Here is a 17,500-nt window from a genome sequence, read left to right as displayed (position 1 = left end):
AGTCGAGGGCTCGGCCGTCGGTGTGCACACGTCGCATCCGGCCGACGACAGTCGGAGCACCGCGCACGAGGACCCGGGCGGCGCCTTCGTGTCGCACGGGGGTCTGGGCAGTCAGGTCGGGTCGGCCGCGCTGGCCATGGCCGACTATGCCGCCGCCATCGGTGATCTCGGTGCCGCCGCGGCGGCGGCCGAGCAGGCGATCGCCGCGTTCACCCGCGCCGGAATGGCGGTCAACCGCGCGCAGGCCGAACTGCTGGCCGGCACCGTCGCGGGCCGTCGCGGCGATTTCGGTGAGGCGACCAGCCGATTCGCCTCGGCGCGGGCGGCTTTCGCCGACGCGGGCGCGCAGCGCCTGCTGGCCGAGACCACCACCGCCCAGCGCCGCCTGGCCGGTAGTTGCTCACCCACTGTCTCCATCCTGACCAGGCGCGAACGCGAAGTCGCCGACCTGGCGGCGCTGGGCTACGCGAACAAGGACATCGCCGCGCACCTGTACCTGAGCCCCCGCACCGTCGAGGACCACCTCGGCCGCGTCCTGCGCAAGCTCGGCCTCACCAGTCGCGCGGGCATCGCCCGCAAGCTCGACGAGCTGAGCGGCCCGAGCACCCCGTCCGTCCCCTCGGCCCCGCGCCACTGAGCTGTGCTCGGTGCCGAGCGGTGCCGAGCGGTGCCGAGCGGTGCCGAGCGGTGCCGAGCGGTGCCGAGCGGTGCCGAGCGGTGCCGAGCGGTGCCGAGCGGTGCCGAGCACGCAGCGCGCGGACCGGGCTCGCCTCCGGCGTCCGGTGCCGGGTCGGCACGGCGCACCGGGGTTGACCGACGTCACCACCCACGGGCGCCGCGCCCCGCCCGGACGGCACTACGCTCGAAGTCATGACTTCCGCACCTCCCACCGTGACCGTTCGCCGGGTGACCACCACCCGCGCCGGTGGCTTCTCCGCCGCCCCGTACGACTCGTTCAACCTGGGCGATCACGTCGGCGACGATCCGGAAGCCGTGCGCCGCAACCGGGTTCGGCTGGCCGAGGGGATCGGGCTCACCCCGGACCGGCTGGTGTGGATGGAGCAGGTGCACGGGCGCGCCGTGGAGATCGTCGACGGGCCGCGCGCCGAACCGGTCCCGGTCACCGACGCGCTGGTCACCACCGTGCCGAACCTCGCCCTGGTGGTGCTCACCGCCGACTGCGTGCCGATCCTGCTCTCCGACGACGAGGCGGGTGTCATCGCCGCGGTGCACGCGGGCCGCATCGGCGCCCGGATCGGGATCGTGCCGCGGGTGCTCGAGGCGATGGTGTCGGTGGGCGCGCGGGTCGAGCGGATCGGCGCCTTCCTCGGCCCCGCCGCCTCCGGCCGCCAGTACGAGGTCCCCGCCGCGATGCGCGCCGACGTCGAGGCCCACCTGCCCGGCAGCGCCACCACCACGGTCCGCAAGACCCCCGGTCTGGACCTGCGCGCCGGCATCAGCACGCAGCTCACCGAGGCGGGCGTCGGCGGCATCGCGCTGGACCCGCGCTGCACGATCGAGGACAAGACCCTGTTCAGCCACCGCCGCGGCGCCCCGACCGGCCGCATCGCCGGCGTGATCTGGATGGACCCCACCGCGTGAGCGCGGCGCGCGAGACCACCCGCGCCCAGGAACTCTCGGCCCGCCTCGACGGCCTGCTGGCCCGCATCGATGCCGCCGTGGCGGCCGCGGGCCGACCGGCCGGTGCGGTCCGGCTGCTGCCGGTGACGAAGTTCTTCCCCGCCGCCGACGTCGACATCCTCTACGGCCTCGGCAGGCGCGAGTTCGGCGAGTCGCGGGAGCAGGAGGCCTCGGCCAAGGTCACCGAGCTGGGTTACGACGACGTCGAATGGCACATGATCGGCCGTCTACAGCGGAACAAGGCGCGCGCGGTGGCGCGCTGGGCGCACACCGTGCACTCGGTCGACAGCGAACGCCTGGCAACCGCCCTGGACCGGGCCGCGCAGGACGCCATGGCAGCCGGCGAGCGTACCGCGCCCCTGCGCGTCCTGCTCCAGGTGAGCCTGAACGACGACCCCGGTCGCGGGGGTGTCCCACCGGCCGATCTGCCCGCCTTGGCCGACCTCGTGGCGAAGGCCCCCGGCCTGCATCTGGCCGGTCTGATGGCGATTCCGCCCCTTGACGCCGCCAGTGATGCGTCCTTTGCGAATCTTGCGACTTTGCACACTTCGCTGCTGGCTCGACACGCCGACGCCACCGAACTTTCTGCAGGTATGTCGGGTGATTTGGAAGTTGCGGTCGAACACGGTTCGACGTGTGTGCGTGTCGGTACCGCCTTGATGGGCGCGCGACCGATAACCTCGGCGTAGCAAAGAAACCTCATCAGTCACATTCGACACATACGATTGGGCCGACGAGGCGCTGAGCAAGAACTTCAACACCCGGCCGCCACCGGGGCCGAAGGAAGGTCGACCAGATGAGCACGCTGCACAAGTTCAAGGCGTACTTCGGCATGGTTCCGCTCGACGAGTACGAAGACGATTACGTCGACGATCACGCCCCTCGCGGCGCCGACGAGCGCGCGGGCCGCACTCGCCCGCGCAGCTACGACCGCTACGCCGAAGACCGATACGGCGCCGACCGTTTCGAGGACGAGGCCGACGACTACCCGCAGCCGGCCTACAAGTCGGCCTACCAGGCGCGTCGTGACGATTACGTCGCCGACACCTACGCCGACGATCGTTATGAGACGCCACGTCGCCCCACCAGGATCGAGACCGCGCCGTCATCGGGGCGCTCGTTCCGGGCGGGCGGTGTCGCACCCGGCATGCGCGGTTCCACCCGTGGCGCGCTCGCGGTCGATCCCGACGCCGAGGAGCGCAGGCTGGAGGAGCGCATGCGCCCCGAGCCTGCCGCCGCGCGGCGGCCTGGGATCTTCGAGGACGGAGGTCCCTTGTCCAAGATCACCACGCTGCGTCCGCGGGACTACAGCGAGGCCAGGATCATCGGTGAGCGTTTCCGTGAGGGCAACCCGGTGATCATGGATCTGGTCGACCTGAGCAATGCCGATGCGAAACGGCTGGTCGATTTCGCGGCCGGGCTCGCGTTCGCGCTGCGTGGTTCGTTCGACAAGGTGGCGACGAAGGTGTTCCTGCTCTCACCGGCTGATGTCGACGTATCAGCGGAAGAGCGCCGCCGGATCGCCGAAAACGGCTTCTACAACCAGAAATAGCGACCACCTCCGCACCGCCGTGATGGCCGCCCGCGCACTGCGCGGCGCGGCCATTTTGCACGCCGCCGATTTTGCGGCAGAGTGAAGACGTGGCCCTGTTCGCGGTTCTGTACCTGGTGCTTTTCATCTTCTGGCTGTTGCTGATCAGCCGGGTGATCGTCGAGTTCATTCGCAGTTTCGCGCGCGATTGGCGCCCGACCGGTGTGGTGGTGATCATCCTCGAGGTGATCTTCACGGTCACCGACCCACCGGTGAAACTCCTGAGGCGGTTGATACCTCCTGTGAATCTCGGGGGTATTCGGCTCGATCTGTCGATAATGGTCCTGCTCTTCGTGGTGTTCATCCTGATGTCCATCGTGGGTAGGCTCGGGCAGCCCGTGACCTCCGTGTGACATACTGAATCGAGAAGACCGCTTGCTAGTTCTCCAAAAGACGCGTGAAGGGATCCTTCGATGCCGCTGACTCCCGCCGATGTGCATAACGTCGCGTTCAGCAAACCGCCGATCGGTAAGCGCGGCTACAACGAGGACGAGGTAGATGCCTTCCTGGATCTCGTCGAGCAGGAGCTCTCGCGCCTGATCGAAGAGAACGCCGACCTGCGTCAGCGGGTCGCCGAACTCGACACCGAGCTGGCCGACGCCAAGAAGAACCGCGCGTCCGCGCCGGTCAACGCCGTCAAGGCGCCTGTCCAACAGGCCCCGCCACCGGCTCCGGAACCGATCGCGCCGCCGGTGCCACCCGCACCGCCCGCGCCGATGCCGGTCGCCGCTCCGGTGCGCGACAACTCGGGCCCGGACGCGAACATGCAGGCCGCGAAGGTGCTCACCCTGGCGCAGGAAATGGCCGACCGGCTCACCACCGACGCCAAGACCGAGGCCGAGGGCCTGCTCTCGAACGCGCGGGCAAACTCCGAGCGACTGGTCGGCGACGCCCGCACCCGCTCGGAAGCGATGATCGCCGACGCGCGCCAGAAGTCCGACGCGATGCTGACCGACGCGCAGAACCGCTCCGACACCCAGATCCGGCAGGCCAAGGACAAGGCCGAGGCGCTGACCGCCGACGCCGAGCGCCAGCACGCCGAGATCATGGCCACCATCACCCAGCAGCGCACGGTGCTGGAGAGCCGCATCGAGCAGCTGAAGACCTTCGAGCGCGAGTACCGCGTGCGGCTGAAGTCGTACCTGGAGTCGCAGCTGGAGGAGCTGGAGAACCGCGGCTCGGCCGTCCCGGTCGACGGTGGCGAGTTCGCCGGCGAAACCAACGGTTCGGCCAACAGTCTGGCTCCCGCCTCCTTCGCCAAGGGCGCCAAGTAAACTGGACCCTGGTCACACGGCACGCTGTGTGACCAGGGAAACGCCCAGCTTTCGTCGGGCTGCTCGGGTTCTTGGGAGTCAGCATGCTCGTCTTGACGCTCGTCCTCGCGGCTATCGGTTTCGGTCTGCTCGTCGCGGCGCTCGCCACCGGTTCGGTGCTGTGGGCGTGGGGGTGCATTCTGATCTGTGTCGTCGGTGCCGCCACCCTGCTGGTGAGCGCGCTGGCCACCCGAAAACCCGAGAACGACCCGGTCCCACCCGGCCGACACGCCCGGCGGGACTGACGGCGCGAAATATCCGCTGGACGGTCCCGGTTAGAATCGAACTACACACGGCATAGATCCGGCCATCACCGGGGAGCCTTCGGAAGAACGGCGTCCGCGCTCAGTAGAACCGAACGGGTGAGCCCGTCACAGCTCACACAACGAGAGGCCCGCGCCGCTCCCTCGGGACAGAACGGGCAAACGGGGTGGTACCGCGGTACGGCGCACCGGCGCCGGCATCGTCCCCGTGCCCAGGATTCGCGCCGACGGCGCGGCGGCACGAGGAGCAGATCCGCGATGGCGGACGAGACAACCACCGGTGCGTACCCCCGGGTCGACTTCGGCGCCGGTTCCGGCGCGTCGTTCCCGGAACTGGAACAGCGGGTACTCGACTACTGGGCGCGCGACGACACCTTCCGCGCCAGCCTGGCCAACCGCGAGGGCGACACCGAGTTCGTCTTCTACGACGGCCCGCCCTTCGCCAACGGCCTGCCGCACTACGGCCACCTGCTCACCGGCTACGTCAAGGACCTGATCCCGCGCTTCCAGACCATGCGCGGCCACAAGGTCGACCGCCGCTTCGGCTGGGACACCCACGGCCTGCCCGCCGAGATCGAAGCCGAGAAGCAGCTCGGCATCACCGACAAGTCGCAGATCGACGAGATGGGGCTGGCCGAGTTCAACGCCGCCTGTAAGTCCTCGGTGCTGCGCTACACCGGCGAGTGGCGCGACTACGTGACCCGCCAGGCCCGCTGGGTCGACTTCGACAACGACTACAAGACCCTCGATCTCGACTTCATGGAGTCGGTGATGTGGGCGTTCAAGTCGCTCTACGACAAGGGCCTGATCTACCAGGGCTTCCGCGTGCTGCCCTACAGCTGGTACGAGCAGACGCCGCTGTCGAACCAGGAGACCCGCCTCGACGACGCGTACAAGATGCGCCAGGACCCGGCGGTCACCGTCGACATGGTGCTGAGCGTGCCCGCCGAGCACCCCTTCGCCGCGCTCGACGGCGCGAACGCGCTGATCTGGACCACCACGCCGTGGACCCTGCCGTCCAACCTGGCGATCGCGGTGCACCCCGACGTGCGCTACGTGCACCTGCGCGCCGCCGACGGCAAGCGCTATGTGCTGGCCGCCGAACGGGTCTCGCACTACGCGCGGGAATTCGGCGAGGAGCCCGAGGTGCTCGGCGAGTACGACGGCGCGGCGCTGGCCGACCTGTCCTACGCGCCGCCGTTCGACTTCTTCGTCGGTCACCCGAACGCGCACCGCGTGCTCACCGCCGACTACGTCACCACCGACTCCGGCACCGGCATCGTCCACCTCGCCCCGGCGTTCGGTGAGGAGGACATGGACGTCGCCTCGGCGAACGGGATCGAGATCGTCCAGCCGCTGGACCCGGCGGGCAAGTTCACCTCGATGGTGCCGCCCTACGAGGGCCTGATGGTCTTCGACGCCAACCCGGTGATCATCAAGGACCTCAAGGCCGCCGGAAAGCTGTTGCGGCACGAGACGATCGAGCACTCCTACCCGCACAGCTGGCGTTCCGGCCAGCCGCTGATCTACATGGCCGTTCCGTCCTGGTTCGTCGCGGTCACCAAGTTCCGCGACCGGATGGTCGAGCTGAACCAGCAGATCAGCTGGGTGCCCGAGCACATCCGCGACGGCCAGTTCGGCAAGTGGCTCGAGGGCGCGCGCGACTGGAACATCAGCCGTAACCGCTATTGGGGCAGCCCGATCCCGGTGTGGGTCTCCGACGACCCGGCCTACCCGCGCCTGGACGTCTACGGCTCGCTCGACGAGCTGGCGGCCGATTTCGGCGTGCGCCCGACCGACCTGCACCGCCCCTACATCGACGAGCTGACCCGGCCGAATCCCGATGACCCGACCGGCAAGTCGACCATGCGCCGGGTCTCGGAGGTGCTCGACTGCTGGTTCGAGTCGGGCTCGATGCCGTTCGCCCAGGTGCACTACCCGTTCGAGAACAAGGAGTGGTTCGACAGTCACTTCCCCGGCGATTTCATCGTCGAGTACAACGGTCAGACCCGCGGCTGGTTCTACACGCTGCACGTGCTCTCGACCGCGCTGTTCGACTCGCCGTCGTTCAAAACCGTTGCCGCGCACGGCATCGTGCTGGGTGACGACGGCCTGAAGATGTCGAAGTCGAAGGGCAACTACCCCGACGTCAACGAGGTCTTCGACCGCGACGGCTCCGACGCGATGCGCTGGTTCCTGATGAGCTCGCCGATCCTGCGCGGCGGCAATCTCATCGTCACCGAGCGCGGCATCCGCGAAGGCGTCAGCCACGCGCTGCGCCCGCTGTGGAACGCGTGGACCTTCCTGCAGCTCTACGCCTCGAAGCCCGGTGTGTGGCGCACGGATTCGCCGCACGTGCTCGACCGGTACATCCTGGCCAAGCTCGCGGTCACCCGGGACGTGATCACCGAGGCGCTGGAGAGCTACGACATCGCCGGTGCCACCGACGAGTTGCGCTCGTTCGCCGACGCGCTCACCAATTGGTATGTGCGCCGGTCCCGGTCGCGGTTCTGGTCCGAGGACCGGGACGCGGTGGACACGCTGCACACGGTGCTCGAGGTGGTCACCCGCCTCGCCGCGCCGCTGCTGCCGCTGATCAGCGAGGTGATCTGGCGTGGGCTCACCGGGGAGCGCTCGGTGCACCTGACCGACTGGCCCGCCGAGACCGAGCTGCCGCACGACCCGGAGCTGGTCGCCGCGATGGACGAGGTGCGGGTGGTCTGCTCGACCGTGCTGAGCCTGCGCAAGGCGCAGAACCTGCGGGTGCGGCTGCCGCTGGCCGAGGTCACCATCGCCGCGGCCGACGCCGAGCGGCTCACGCCGTTCGCCGAGCTGATCGCCGACGAGGTCAACGTCAAGAAGGTCGACCTGACCACCGATGTCGACGCGCACGGCCGTTTCGAGCTGGTCGTCAACGCGCGTGCCGCCGGTCCGCGGCTGGGCAAGCAGGTCCAGACGGTGATCAAGGCGGTCAAGGCCGGGGAGTGGAGCGAATCCGCCGAGGGTGTCGTCACCGCCGCCGGGATCACCCTGCTGCCCGAGGAGTACACCCAGCGCCTGGTGGCCGCGGAACCCGAGTCCACCGCCGCGCTGCCCGCCAATGCCGGTCTGGTGGTACTGAACTCGGTGGTCACCGAGGAGCTGGAGGCCGAGGGCTGGGCTCGCGATCTCATCCGTGATCTCCAGGAGACCCGCAAGGCGCAGGGCCTCGAGGTGTCGGACCGGATCGCCGTCACCCTGGAGGTCCCGGCCGAGCGGCTGGCCTGGGCGCAGACCCACCGCGAGCTGATCGCCGGTGAAGTCCTCGCCACCACGCTCGATTTCGGTGCGGCGGAAGCGGACGCGGCCGAGCTCACCGGCGGCGTGAAGGCGGTCGTTCGCAAGGCTTGATCGACGACTACGACGGGGCGGGACCGACTTTCGGTCCCGCCCCGTTCGTGTGCGCCCGCCCGGCCGATGATAACGATGCTGACAAGTTGCTGAATGTGTGTGACAGCTCGGTGATCTTCGCGCACAATCGACAGTGTTACTGCTGATGCGCATGGAACCCGCTGAGGCGGCAGTAGCTGTGTGTTACGTCTGATCTCGTCCGAACACGGGTAGTTCGCCGGGTCACCCCGGTACCGGGTCGTCGGCTCGGCGAGCTGCTCGCCACGCTCTTACGTCCGGTAGGAAACGCGGGGAGGCGGAACAGCATATGCGGCGAAAAGTCTTGCGACGGTTGGCCTTCGGGTTCGTCGCCACCACCATCACCACGCTGGTCCTCGCCGGGCCCGCCTGGTCGCAAACCGGGAGCGCGTCCGGCTCGGGTGGTTCCTCGTCCGGTAGCTCCAGCGGCTCCGGCGCGCTCCCGTTACCCAGCGCGACCGGGATCGGCGCGCTCACCGCCGCGTTCACCCAGATCGGCAAACCCTACGAGTGGGGCGCCGTGGGGCCCCACTCGTGGGACTGCTCCGCGCTGGTGCAGTGGGCGTTCCGGCAGGTCGGGGTTGACCTGCCGCGCACCACCTGGGAGCAGGCGAAGGTCGGCATGCCGGTGACCTTCCGCGGGCTCGCGCCCGGCGATGTGGTCATCCTCAACGGCGACGGCTCGCACGTCGGCATCTACGCGGGGCTCGGCCAGATCCTCGACGCCCACGACTGGGGCGTTCCGGTCGGGCTGCATCCCCTGCGGGAATTCGACATCTTCACGATCCGGCGCTTCTGAGCGTCAGTCGACCAGCTGCCGCAGCAGCGGCCCGTACTCGGGGTGGGCCAGCGCGGAGGCGAACTGGGCGACCAGATAGTCGGCCGGGTTGCCGGTGTCGTACCAGCGACCCTGGATGACCTGGCCGTACACCGCGTGGTTGGCGGCGTAGGTGTTGATCGCGTCGGTCAGGTACACCTCGCCGGTCCGGTGGGTGTACCAGTTGTCGGTCTGCGTCCTCAGCTCGTCGATGATGCCGGGCGTCACCACGTAGCCGCCGATCGCCGCGAACGCCGAGGGGGCGTCCTCGGGCTTGGGCTTCTCCATCAGGCCGGAGATGCGCAGCAGGCCGTTGTCGAGGTCCTCGCGGACCACCGGAACGCCGTAGCGCTGCGACTCGCCTGGTGCCATCGGCAGCAGGGCCAGCACGGGGCAGCCGGTGGACTCGTAGGCGGTGATGAGCTGCTGGGCGCGCGGGACCTCGGCGACGAAGACGTCGTCGGGCCACAGCACCAGCATCGGCTCGTCGCCGAGGTGCCGGGCGGCGTTGAGCACCGGGGTGCCGTTGCCGTACGGGCCGTGCTGGTCGAGGTAGGTGATGTGACCGGCGCGCGAGAGCTCACCGACTTCCTCGACCGCGTCGGCGTAGGCGGACTTGCCGTCGGCGCGCAGCTGCGCGACCAGCGCCGGGTTGGGGCGGAAGTGGTCCTGGATCAGCGACTTGCCGCTGCTCACGACGATGGTGATATCGGTGATCCCGGAGGAGACCAGTTCACGGACGGTGTGCTCGATGACCGGCTTGTCGCCGACCGGCAGCATCTCCTTCGGCGTCGCCTTGGTCAGCGGAAGGAGCCGGGAGCCGATTCCCGCAGCCGGAATGACAGCCTTGCGGATCTTCATCCACCGATCATCACATATCCGACTGGGTGATCGCTGTGCCACGGCTGTCGACCTGCTGTCGGAAATATGTCGGCGGCGCCGCGTAGATTGCGGGCGTGCGCACCGATGCCGACACCGCCGGCGTCCCGGCCAGGGCAGATGCGGCGGTCACCGCCCGCCGCTGGGTGCTGCACATCGATATGGACGCGTTCTTCGCCTCGGTCGAACAGCTCACCCGCCCGACGCTGCGCGGCAGGCCGGTGCTCGTCGGCGGCGCGGGGCAGCGCGGGGTGGTCGCCGGGGCCAGCTACGAGGCGCGGGTCTTCGGCGCGCGCTCGGCGATGCCGATGCATCAGGCCCGGCGGTTGATCGGGGCGTCGGCCGTGGTGGTGCCGCCCCGCGGCGCGGTGTACTCGGTGCTCAGCGCCGCGGTGTTCGACACGCTGCGCGGCCGGATCCCGGTGCTGGAGACGCTGTCGTTCGACGAGGCGTTCGCCGAGCCCGCCGAACTGGCCGGCGCGAGCGTCACCGAGGTCGAGCAGTACTGCGCGATGCTGCGCGCCCTGGTCACCGCGCGGACCGGACTCACCGCCTCGATCGGCGCGGGCACCGGCAAGCAGCTGGCCAAGATCGGCTCCGGCCTGGCCAAACCCGACGGCATGCGGGTGATCTCGCCCGCCGAACAGGGCGGACTGTTGGCCGGGCTGCCGGTGCGCAAGCTGTGGGGGATCGGTCCGGTGGCCGAGGGCAGGTTGCGCAGTCTCGGCATCGAGACGGTCGGCGCCTTCGCCGCGCTGCCGGAATCGGAGGCCGCCTCGATCCTGGGCGGCAGTGTCGGCGCGGCCCTGCACCGGCTCGCCCGCGGCGTCGACGACCGCCCGGTCGCCGAGCGCGCCGAGGCCAAGCAGATCAGCGCCGAGAACACCTACGAGCGCGACATCGTCACCCTGCCCGATCTGCGCGCCGCCGTCACCGCCATGGCGGCGGCCGCGCACCGCAGGCTCGAGCGCGACGGCCGCGCCGCCCGGACCGTGGTGCTCAAGCTCAAGAAGTCCGATATGAGCATCGTGACCAGGTCGTTCACCCTGCCCTACGCCACCGCCGACCTGACCACCCTGGCCGCGGCCGCACAGCGCTCGGCGATCGACCCGGCCGAACTCGGCCCGATCCGGCTCGTCGGCGTCGGCTACGGCGGATTGTCGCTGGTGCGTCAGGAATCGCTGTTCCCGGAACTGGATCAGGCGGTGCCGGAGGATCTGGGCGCCGATCCGGTCACCGAGCCGTCACCGGTACCGGAGCCCGAGGAGGCGCGGAATCCGCCTGCGGGACAGTGGTTTCCGGGGATGGATGTGCGCCATCCCGACTTCGGGCACGGCTGGGTGCAGGGCGCGGGCTACGGCGTGGTGACGGTGCGGTTCGAGACCAGTTCGACCGGCCCCGGCCCGGCGCGGACCTTCGCCGCCGACGACGAGAACCTCGTCAGGGCCGACCCGCTCGACAGCCTCGCGTGAGCGCGCGGGCGGGGCCGAACTCCGGTCTGCGCCTGCGCAAGTTGCCCGTCGGTCCGCACGCCGAGCGATCTCCGGTAGCCTCGGCAACCGCGATGGAACCCTCCCACCGAACGCAAAGGACGAGCAGTTGAAGCTTCGTACGACCGGACGTGTCGCGATCGCCGGACTGGCCGTTGTCGCCGCACTTGGCCTGAGCGCGTGCAGCGACGACAAGGGTGACAAGCCCGCCGCCAAGACCACCACCAGCGTGAAGACCTCGGCCTCGGCCGCCGCGAACCTGCCCGCGGTGCCGACCGTGGAGCAGCTGAACGCGCAGCTGAACACCGCGCTCGACCCCTCGGTGCCCAACGAGGAGAAGCTGGACTTCGTGCAGGGCGGCTCGGCCGACCCGGAGCTGCCGAACCGCTTGGCCCAGGCGGCCAAGGACGCCAATGTGCAGGTGCAGGTCACCGAGGTGACCTCGTTCGGTGACAGCGTGAACGCGAAGGCGAACTTCACGGTCAACGGTCAGACCAATGTGGTCGATGTGCCGTTCGTCGCCGAGGACGGCAAGTGGAAGGTCCAGAAGGCCTGGGCGTGCACCATGCTGACCAACCTGGGTCAGCAGTCGGTCGCCTGCGTCTGACCGCCCGCCGCGAACCCCGGCCCCGACCTCGTCGCGGCCGGGGTTCGCGCGTTCGGCGATCGCGAGTGACCAGCACGTGTTTCGCGGGCCGTCGGCGGCGCAGCTACTATCGGGCCCCGTGGTAGAGACGATCGTGCGGCAGGGGCATCCGCCCGAGGATGTTTCGGACTCCGCGCGACGGGCCGGGCCCGACCGCTGGGTCCGCGTCGTCGCGATCGTGGCCGCGCTGGTCGGCGTCCTCAGCGCGATCGCCATCCCGTTCCTGCCGGTCCGCGTCGACACCGCCACGGTGTCCTGGCCGCAGCGCGGCGCGACCACCTCGATCGAATCCCCGCTGGTCGCCTACGCGCCCGCCGAGCTGACGGCGACCGTGCCGTGCGCGGCGTTGAGCTCGCTCGCCGAGACCGGCGGCGTCGCGGTGTCGACGATCCCGCACCAGTCGGCCGACATGGAGAAGTACGGCTTCGTCGTCAAGGTCGTCGCCGACACGCCCGAGCGCGCGGGTCGCGTCGACGTGGTGTCCCGCTCGACGCTGCTGTGGACGGTGCCGCTGGCCGAGGTCCTCGGTAGTGGCTGCGCGCTCTCGGTCGCCCTCACGCCGCAGGAAGCCGCCGTCACCACGACGGGTCTCGGGGCGTCCGGCGCGGTGGTGCCGAACGATCTGCGTCCCCAGGTGGTCGGCGTCTTCAGCGAGCTGACCGGCGCGCCGCCCGCCGGCCTGGATGTTCGGGTGGTGGCCGACTCGCGCTACACCACCTCGCCGACCTGGCTCAAGCTCGGTGTGATCGCGCTGTGCCTGCTCGCGACCGCGCTCTCGCTGTTCGCGCTGCACCGCCTGGACGCGCTCGACGGGCGCTCGGCCCGCCGATTCCTGCCGCAGCGCTGGTGGCGGCTGCGGCCGGTGGACTGGCTGGTGTTCGCGGTGCTGGTCGTCTGGCATTTCATCGGCGCCAACACCTCCGACGACGGCTACATCCTCGGCATGGCCAGGGGCGCTCGCTCCTCGGGCACCATGTCGAACTACTACCGCTGGTTCAGCGTCGACGAGGGGCCGTTCTACACGCCCTACACCGACATCATCGGCTGGATCACCCATATTTCGGCCGTCAGCCCGCTGGTGCGGCTGCCCGCGCTCGGCGCGGGCCTGCTGACCTGGTGGTTGATCAGCCGTGAGGTGCTGCCCCGGCTCGGGACGGCGGTGCGCCGTCAGCGGGTCGCGACCTGGACCGCGGCACTGGTGTTCCTGGCCTTCTGGCTGCCCTACAACAACGGCCTGCGCGCGGAGTTCGTCGTCGCGCTGGGTGTGCTGGTCACCTGGGTCTCGGTCGAGCGGGCCATCGCGACCCGGCGGCTGCTGCCGTTCGCGGTCGCGGTGATCGTCGCGGCGTTCACCCTCACCGGCGCGCCGTCGGGCCTGATCTGCCTGGGCGCGCTGGTGGCCGGTGCCCGCGTCGTCACCGCGGTGATCGTGCGGCGGGCGAAGACGGTGGGCTACCTGGCGCAGCTGCTGCCGATCCTGGCCGCGGGCACGCTGGTGCTGACCGTCGTGTTCGCCGACCGGACCCTGGCCGGTGTGCGCGAGATGTTCGAGGTGCACGGCAAGATCGGGCCGGGGGAGTCCTGGTTCTTCGAGTTCCTGCGCTACCAGTACCTGCTCCAGCTCAATGCCGACGGCTGGCTGACCCGCCGCTTCGGTGTCTTCGCCATGCTGCTCGGGCTGATCGTCTGCGCGGCCACCATGCTGCGCCGCGGCGGGCACATCCCCGGCACGGCGGTCGGCCCGACCCGCAGGCTGCTGGGCATCACCCTCGCCGCCATGGTGCTGATGATGTTCTCGCCGACCAAGTGGACCCACCAGTTCGGCGTGTTCGCCGGTCTGGCCACCTGCGTCGCCGCGGTGACCGCGGTGGCGGTGAGCCCGGCCGTGCTGCGGCCGCTGCGCAACCGCGCGCTGTTCGCCGCCGCGGTGTTCTTCGCGCTCTCGATGACCTTCGTCGGCGCCAACGGCTACTGGTACGTCTCGTCGTGGGGCATCCCGTGGTGGGACAAGCCGCCGAGTATCGCGGGCTACGGCATCTCGACCGCCTTCGTCGGCCTGACCGTGCTATGCCTGGCGATCGCGGCGTGGTTCCACATCCATCCGAGCCCGGCCACCCGGTCGGGGCGGCTGGCGCGGGTGCCGGTGCTGGCGGTGGTCGCCGCGATGATGGTGCTGTTCGAGGTGGCCTCGTTCGCGAAGGCGACCCTTGCGCAGTACCCGGCGTACTCGCTGGCCGGCTCGAATCTCGAGGCCGCCTTCGGCGGTGGCTGCGGCATGGCCGACGAGGTGCTCGTCGAGACCGACCCGAACGCGTCGATGCTGGCGCCGCTGACCGGCGACGTGGCGAGCGCCATGGCCGGTGACTCGACCGGGTTCCGCCCCGACGGCGTGGCGCCGGTCCTGACCTCCGACGAGGTGGAATCGACCACGGGTCAGGCGAATTCGGTCTCCGACGATCCCGACAAGCTGCGGGACGCGTCGACCTCGGCCGGTTCGGAGTCCCGGCAGGGTTCGCTGGCGCTGCCGTTCGGCCTCGACCCCGCGACCACGCCCGTGCTCGGCAGCTACCGCGCGGGCGCGCAGGAGCCCGCCGCGCTGACCACCGGCTGGTTCCGCCTGCCCGAGGGTCCGCGTGGCCCGATCCTCGCGGTGTCGGTGGCGGGCCGGATCCGCTCGGTGGACGCGGACGGCATCGTGCACCCCGGCCAGGAATTGGCCGTGGAGTACGGCACCGCGGCCGCCGACGGCACCGTCACGGTGACCGGGCAGGTGGCGCCCATCGACATCGGTCCCGCGCCCATGTGGCGTAACCTGCGTGTCCCGCTGGACCAGCTGCCCGCCGACACGAGCGTGGTGCGATTGGTCGCCCAGGACAAGGACCTGGGCCCGGACCAGTGGCTGGCGCTCACCCCGCCGCGTATGCCGCGCACCACCACGCTCAACGCCCTCGTCGGCAGCGAGACACCGGTGCTGCTGGATTGGGCGGTGGGCCTGCACTTCCCATGCCAGAACCACCTCCCGACCTACAACGGCATCGCCCAGCTGCCCACCTACCGCATCCTGCCCGACCGCAACGGCGCCACCATCACCAACCTGTGGCAGGGCCACGACGGTGGCGGTCCGCTCGGCTGGACCCAGCTGCTGTTCACCGCCCGCACCCTGCCGACCTACCTGAACAACGACTGGGATCGGGACTGGGGTTCGATCGAGCAGTACCTGCCCCTGGACACCACCGCGGTGCCCGCGCGCCCGCAGGTGGACTCCGAGAACCGCTGGGGGACCTGGACTCCCGGCCCGATCATCACCGCCTGGTAGTCGGGTAACCCGGCGCGGAGGTGTACCCGCGCCGGGAGATCGGCGGTGTCGGGGCGGGTGATCTGTCGTCCGCTCGGAGCGGCAGCGTCGATGTCGGCATGGCCGACCCGTGGGAGGTTGCGCCGTGCGGTCCCGTCAGCGGGAGTGAGCGGCGATGCGCTGTGCCAGGTCCGGGAGATCGGCGCCGGTCAGTCCGGGATAGCCGTGCAGTAGTGCCCGCCAGCGCGCGGGCACCGCGGACGCTCCCCAGCGGGCGCCGAGCAGCCCACCCGCGATGGCGGCGGTGGTGTCGGTGTCGTTGCCCGCGCGCACGCAGGCTTCCAGCGCGCGGGGCAGGTGCTCGGGCGTCGACCGGTCGGTGCTGGTGATCGCCCACCAGGCCGTCTGCAGGGCGTGCACCACCCAGCCGTTGTTCGGGAAGTCGGCGGGGGTGCCCTTCTCGGCTTCGTCGAGGCGTTCGTTCCAGTACGCGGCTTGTGGTGAGCCACAGACATATTCGCGCACACCGTCGAAATCGGCGTGCAGCACCGCGTGCCGCACGGCGTAGGTCCAGATCTTGCACGCCTCGATGGCGTGCTCGTCGAAGTGCGTCAGCATCCCGATCCGGCCCGCCGCCGCGACACAGGCTGCGGGATCGTCGAGATAGGCGAGCGCGACCGGCGCGGTCCGCATGAGCGAGCCGTTGCCGCCGGTGCGACCCGACAGCGACATCGCCACCGCCTGCATGCTCAGCGCCGACGAAGGCCGGGCCGACAACACATTCCGCGTCTGGTTCCCGATATCGGGCGGCACGCTGTCGTACCAGGCGACGAACCCCGCGGCGACCGCGTCCAGGTCGATCCCGGGCCCGTTCACCGCCGCCAGCACGATCGCCAGCGCCATCGAGGTGTCGTCGGTCCACTCACCCGGTGCCCAGTGGAACGGCCCGCCGCCGACCATGTCGATCACCGCCCCCGGACCCGGCACGGTGAACTCGTAGCCCGCGCCCAGCGCGTCCCCCGCGGCCCCGCCGACGAGCACCCCCGCGACCCGATCAGAGAACCCCGCATCATGCACCGAACCCACCCCTCTCGGGCGCCCGCTCGCCGTTTGTCCAGCTGTCGACCCTACCGGTCGGATTGTGAGACACACCAAGCTTTCGCCCCCCGGCGCGCCCGTGTCGCGCGGCGGATTCGGCCCGGTCAGGGCGTGGTGACCTCGTCGGCGGGCGCGGGGACCGCGCTCGCGCGGCGCGTCCGTCGCGCGCGGCGCAGGGCGTCGGTGGTGAAGACGGCCAGCGCGGCCCAGATGAGGGCGAATCCGGCCCACCGGGAGGCGGGCATCGGCTCGTGCATGACGGCCACGCCCCAGGCCATCTGGAGGGCCGGCGTGAGGTACTGGAGGATGCCCATGGTCGACAGCGGGACCCGCTGGGCGGCGACCGCGAACAGCAGCAGCGGGATCAGGGTGACCGGTCCGGTGGCCAGCATCAGACCGAAATGGGCGGGGGTGGAGGTGAATTCGGTGCGGCCGGTGGCCATCAGCGCGATCAGGAAAGCCACCGCGAACGGCACCGCGACGATGCCCTCGGCGGCGATGCCGCGCAGCGCGTCGAGCGGGATCACCTTCTTGACCAGACCGTAGGTGGCGAACGAACAGGCCAGCACCAGCGCGATCACCGGCGGCCTGCCGTAGTCGACGGTGAGCACCACCACGGCCAGCGCGCCGAGTCCCAGCGCCACCCATTGCGCGCGGGCCAGCCGCTCCCGGAACAGCACGACGCCGAACGCCACGGTGACGAGCGGATTGATGAAGTACCCCAGCGCGCACTCCACGACATGCCCGGAATTCACGCCGTACACATAGGTGCCCCAATTGATCGCGATGGCCGCCGAGGCCGCCGCCGCCAGCCGCCAGGTCCGCGCGTCGATCCCGCGCATCGCCCGCAGTCGCCCGGTCAGCGCCAGCACGATCAGCACAACGACCAGCGTCCAGATGATGCGCTGGGCCACCACCTCGGCCGCCGACGCGAACGCCAGCAACCCGAAGAACGCGGGGAACAGACCCCAGATCAGATAGGCGCCGGTACCGAAGACGACACCGGGCGGGGAGGGGCTGCGCTGCATTCATCCCATGTTACGGCTGACGTAGCCTGAC

At 70.2% G+C, this 17,500-nt stretch carries 15 protein-coding genes; 12 read left to right on the top strand and 3 right to left on the bottom strand.

Features of this window, described 5'->3' with window-relative positions; genetic code table 11:
• The 9 genes from AB0H54_RS27615 to AB0H54_RS27575 all read left to right on the top strand — a co-directional run.
• Positions 1-637, top strand: a 637-nt coding sequence (locus tag AB0H54_RS27615; RefSeq protein ID WP_357349186.1) for a helix-turn-helix transcriptional regulator, incomplete at its 5' end; no start/stop codon positions are given.
• 233 nt (positions 638-870) lie between these two features.
• Positions 871-1,602, top strand: coding sequence for a peptidoglycan editing factor PgeF (pgeF, locus tag AB0H54_RS27610; RefSeq protein ID WP_357349184.1), 732 nt, complete (start codon positions 871-873; stop codon positions 1,600-1,602).
• The gene (locus tag AB0H54_RS27605) at positions 1,599-2,330 is read left to right on the top strand and encodes a YggS family pyridoxal phosphate-dependent enzyme (protein WP_357349182.1); all 732 of its coding nucleotides are present in this window, start codon (positions 1,599-1,601) and stop codon (positions 2,328-2,330) included. Before pgeF ends, AB0H54_RS27605 begins: the two co-directional genes overlap by 4 nt.
• Before the next feature lie 107 nt (positions 2,331-2,437).
• Positions 2,438-3,193, top strand: coding sequence for a cell division protein SepF (gene sepF, locus AB0H54_RS27600; RefSeq protein ID WP_355284375.1), 756 nt, complete (start codon positions 2,438-2,440; stop codon positions 3,191-3,193).
• An 89-nt stretch (positions 3,194-3,282) separates the two neighbouring features.
• On the top strand, positions 3,283-3,585 hold the full coding sequence (locus tag AB0H54_RS27595; protein WP_019046242.1) for a YggT family protein: 303 nt from the start codon (positions 3,283-3,285) through the stop codon (positions 3,583-3,585).
• 60 nt (positions 3,586-3,645) lie between these two features.
• The gene (locus AB0H54_RS27590; protein WP_355284373.1) at positions 3,646-4,506 is read left to right on the top strand and encodes a DivIVA domain-containing protein; all 861 of its coding nucleotides are present in this window, start codon (positions 3,646-3,648) and stop codon (positions 4,504-4,506) included.
• Between the two features lie 83 nt (positions 4,507-4,589).
• The gene (locus AB0H54_RS27585) at positions 4,590-4,790 is read left to right on the top strand and encodes a hypothetical protein (protein ID WP_355284370.1); all 201 of its coding nucleotides are present in this window, start codon (positions 4,590-4,592) and stop codon (positions 4,788-4,790) included.
• Between the two features lie 276 nt (positions 4,791-5,066).
• Positions 5,067-8,198 (top strand): isoleucine--tRNA ligase, encoded by a 3,132-nt coding sequence (gene ileS / locus AB0H54_RS27580; protein ID WP_357349179.1) that lies wholly within the window; start codon positions 5,067-5,069, stop codon positions 8,196-8,198.
• 307 nt (positions 8,199-8,505) lie between these two features.
• Complete coding sequence (locus AB0H54_RS27575; protein WP_357349178.1) at positions 8,506-9,015, top strand: NlpC/P60 family protein; 510 nt, start codon at positions 8,506-8,508, stop codon at positions 9,013-9,015.
• Positions 9,016-9,018: 3 nt separating this feature from the next.
• Here the strand turns inward: AB0H54_RS27575 and AB0H54_RS27570 are convergent, their stop codons facing one another.
• Positions 9,019-9,894 carry a UTP--glucose-1-phosphate uridylyltransferase gene (locus AB0H54_RS27570; RefSeq protein WP_355284362.1) on the bottom strand — a complete coding sequence of 292 codons (876 nt, stop codon included), beginning with the start codon at positions 9,892-9,894 and terminating at the stop codon, positions 9,019-9,021.
• Between the two features lie 95 nt (positions 9,895-9,989).
• Here AB0H54_RS27570 and AB0H54_RS27565 point away from each other — a divergent pair, with 95 nt between their 5' ends.
• The 3 genes from AB0H54_RS27565 to AB0H54_RS27555 all read left to right on the top strand — a co-directional run bounded on the left by AB0H54_RS27565 (position 9,990) and on the right by AB0H54_RS27555 (position 15,364).
• Positions 9,990-11,384 carry a DNA polymerase IV gene (locus tag AB0H54_RS27565; RefSeq protein ID WP_357349176.1) on the top strand — a complete coding sequence of 465 codons (1,395 nt, stop codon included), beginning with the start codon at positions 9,990-9,992 and terminating at the stop codon, positions 11,382-11,384.
• A gap of 127 nt (positions 11,385-11,511) precedes the next feature.
• A complete protein-coding gene (locus AB0H54_RS27560; protein ID WP_357349174.1) occupies positions 11,512-12,009 on the top strand; it encodes a hypothetical protein in 498 nt (165 codons plus the stop codon).
• A 118-nt stretch (positions 12,010-12,127) separates the two neighbouring features.
• Positions 12,128-15,364, top strand: coding sequence for an arabinosyltransferase domain-containing protein (locus AB0H54_RS27555; protein ID WP_357349172.1), 3,237 nt, complete (start codon positions 12,128-12,130; stop codon positions 15,362-15,364).
• 135 nt (positions 15,365-15,499) lie between these two features.
• Here the strand turns inward: AB0H54_RS27555 and AB0H54_RS27550 are convergent, their stop codons facing one another.
• Together AB0H54_RS27550 and rarD are read right to left on the bottom strand one after the other, a co-directional pair.
• Positions 15,500-16,429: an ADP-ribosylglycohydrolase family protein gene (locus tag AB0H54_RS27550; RefSeq protein ID WP_357349170.1), complete on the bottom strand. Its 930-nt coding sequence runs from the start codon at positions 16,427-16,429 to the stop codon at positions 15,500-15,502.
• A gap of 116 nt (positions 16,430-16,545) precedes the next feature.
• Positions 16,546-17,469: an EamA family transporter RarD gene (gene rarD / locus AB0H54_RS27545; protein ID WP_357349168.1), complete on the bottom strand. Its 924-nt coding sequence runs from the start codon at positions 17,467-17,469 to the stop codon at positions 16,546-16,548.
• Positions 17,470-17,500 lie beyond the last annotated feature (31 nt).

It is taken from the genome of Nocardia sp. NPDC050718 (assembly GCF_040654235.1).
Lineage (GTDB): Bacteria > Actinomycetota > Actinomycetes > Mycobacteriales > Mycobacteriaceae > Nocardia.
This window is presented reverse-complemented; position numbering and strand designations above follow the sequence as displayed.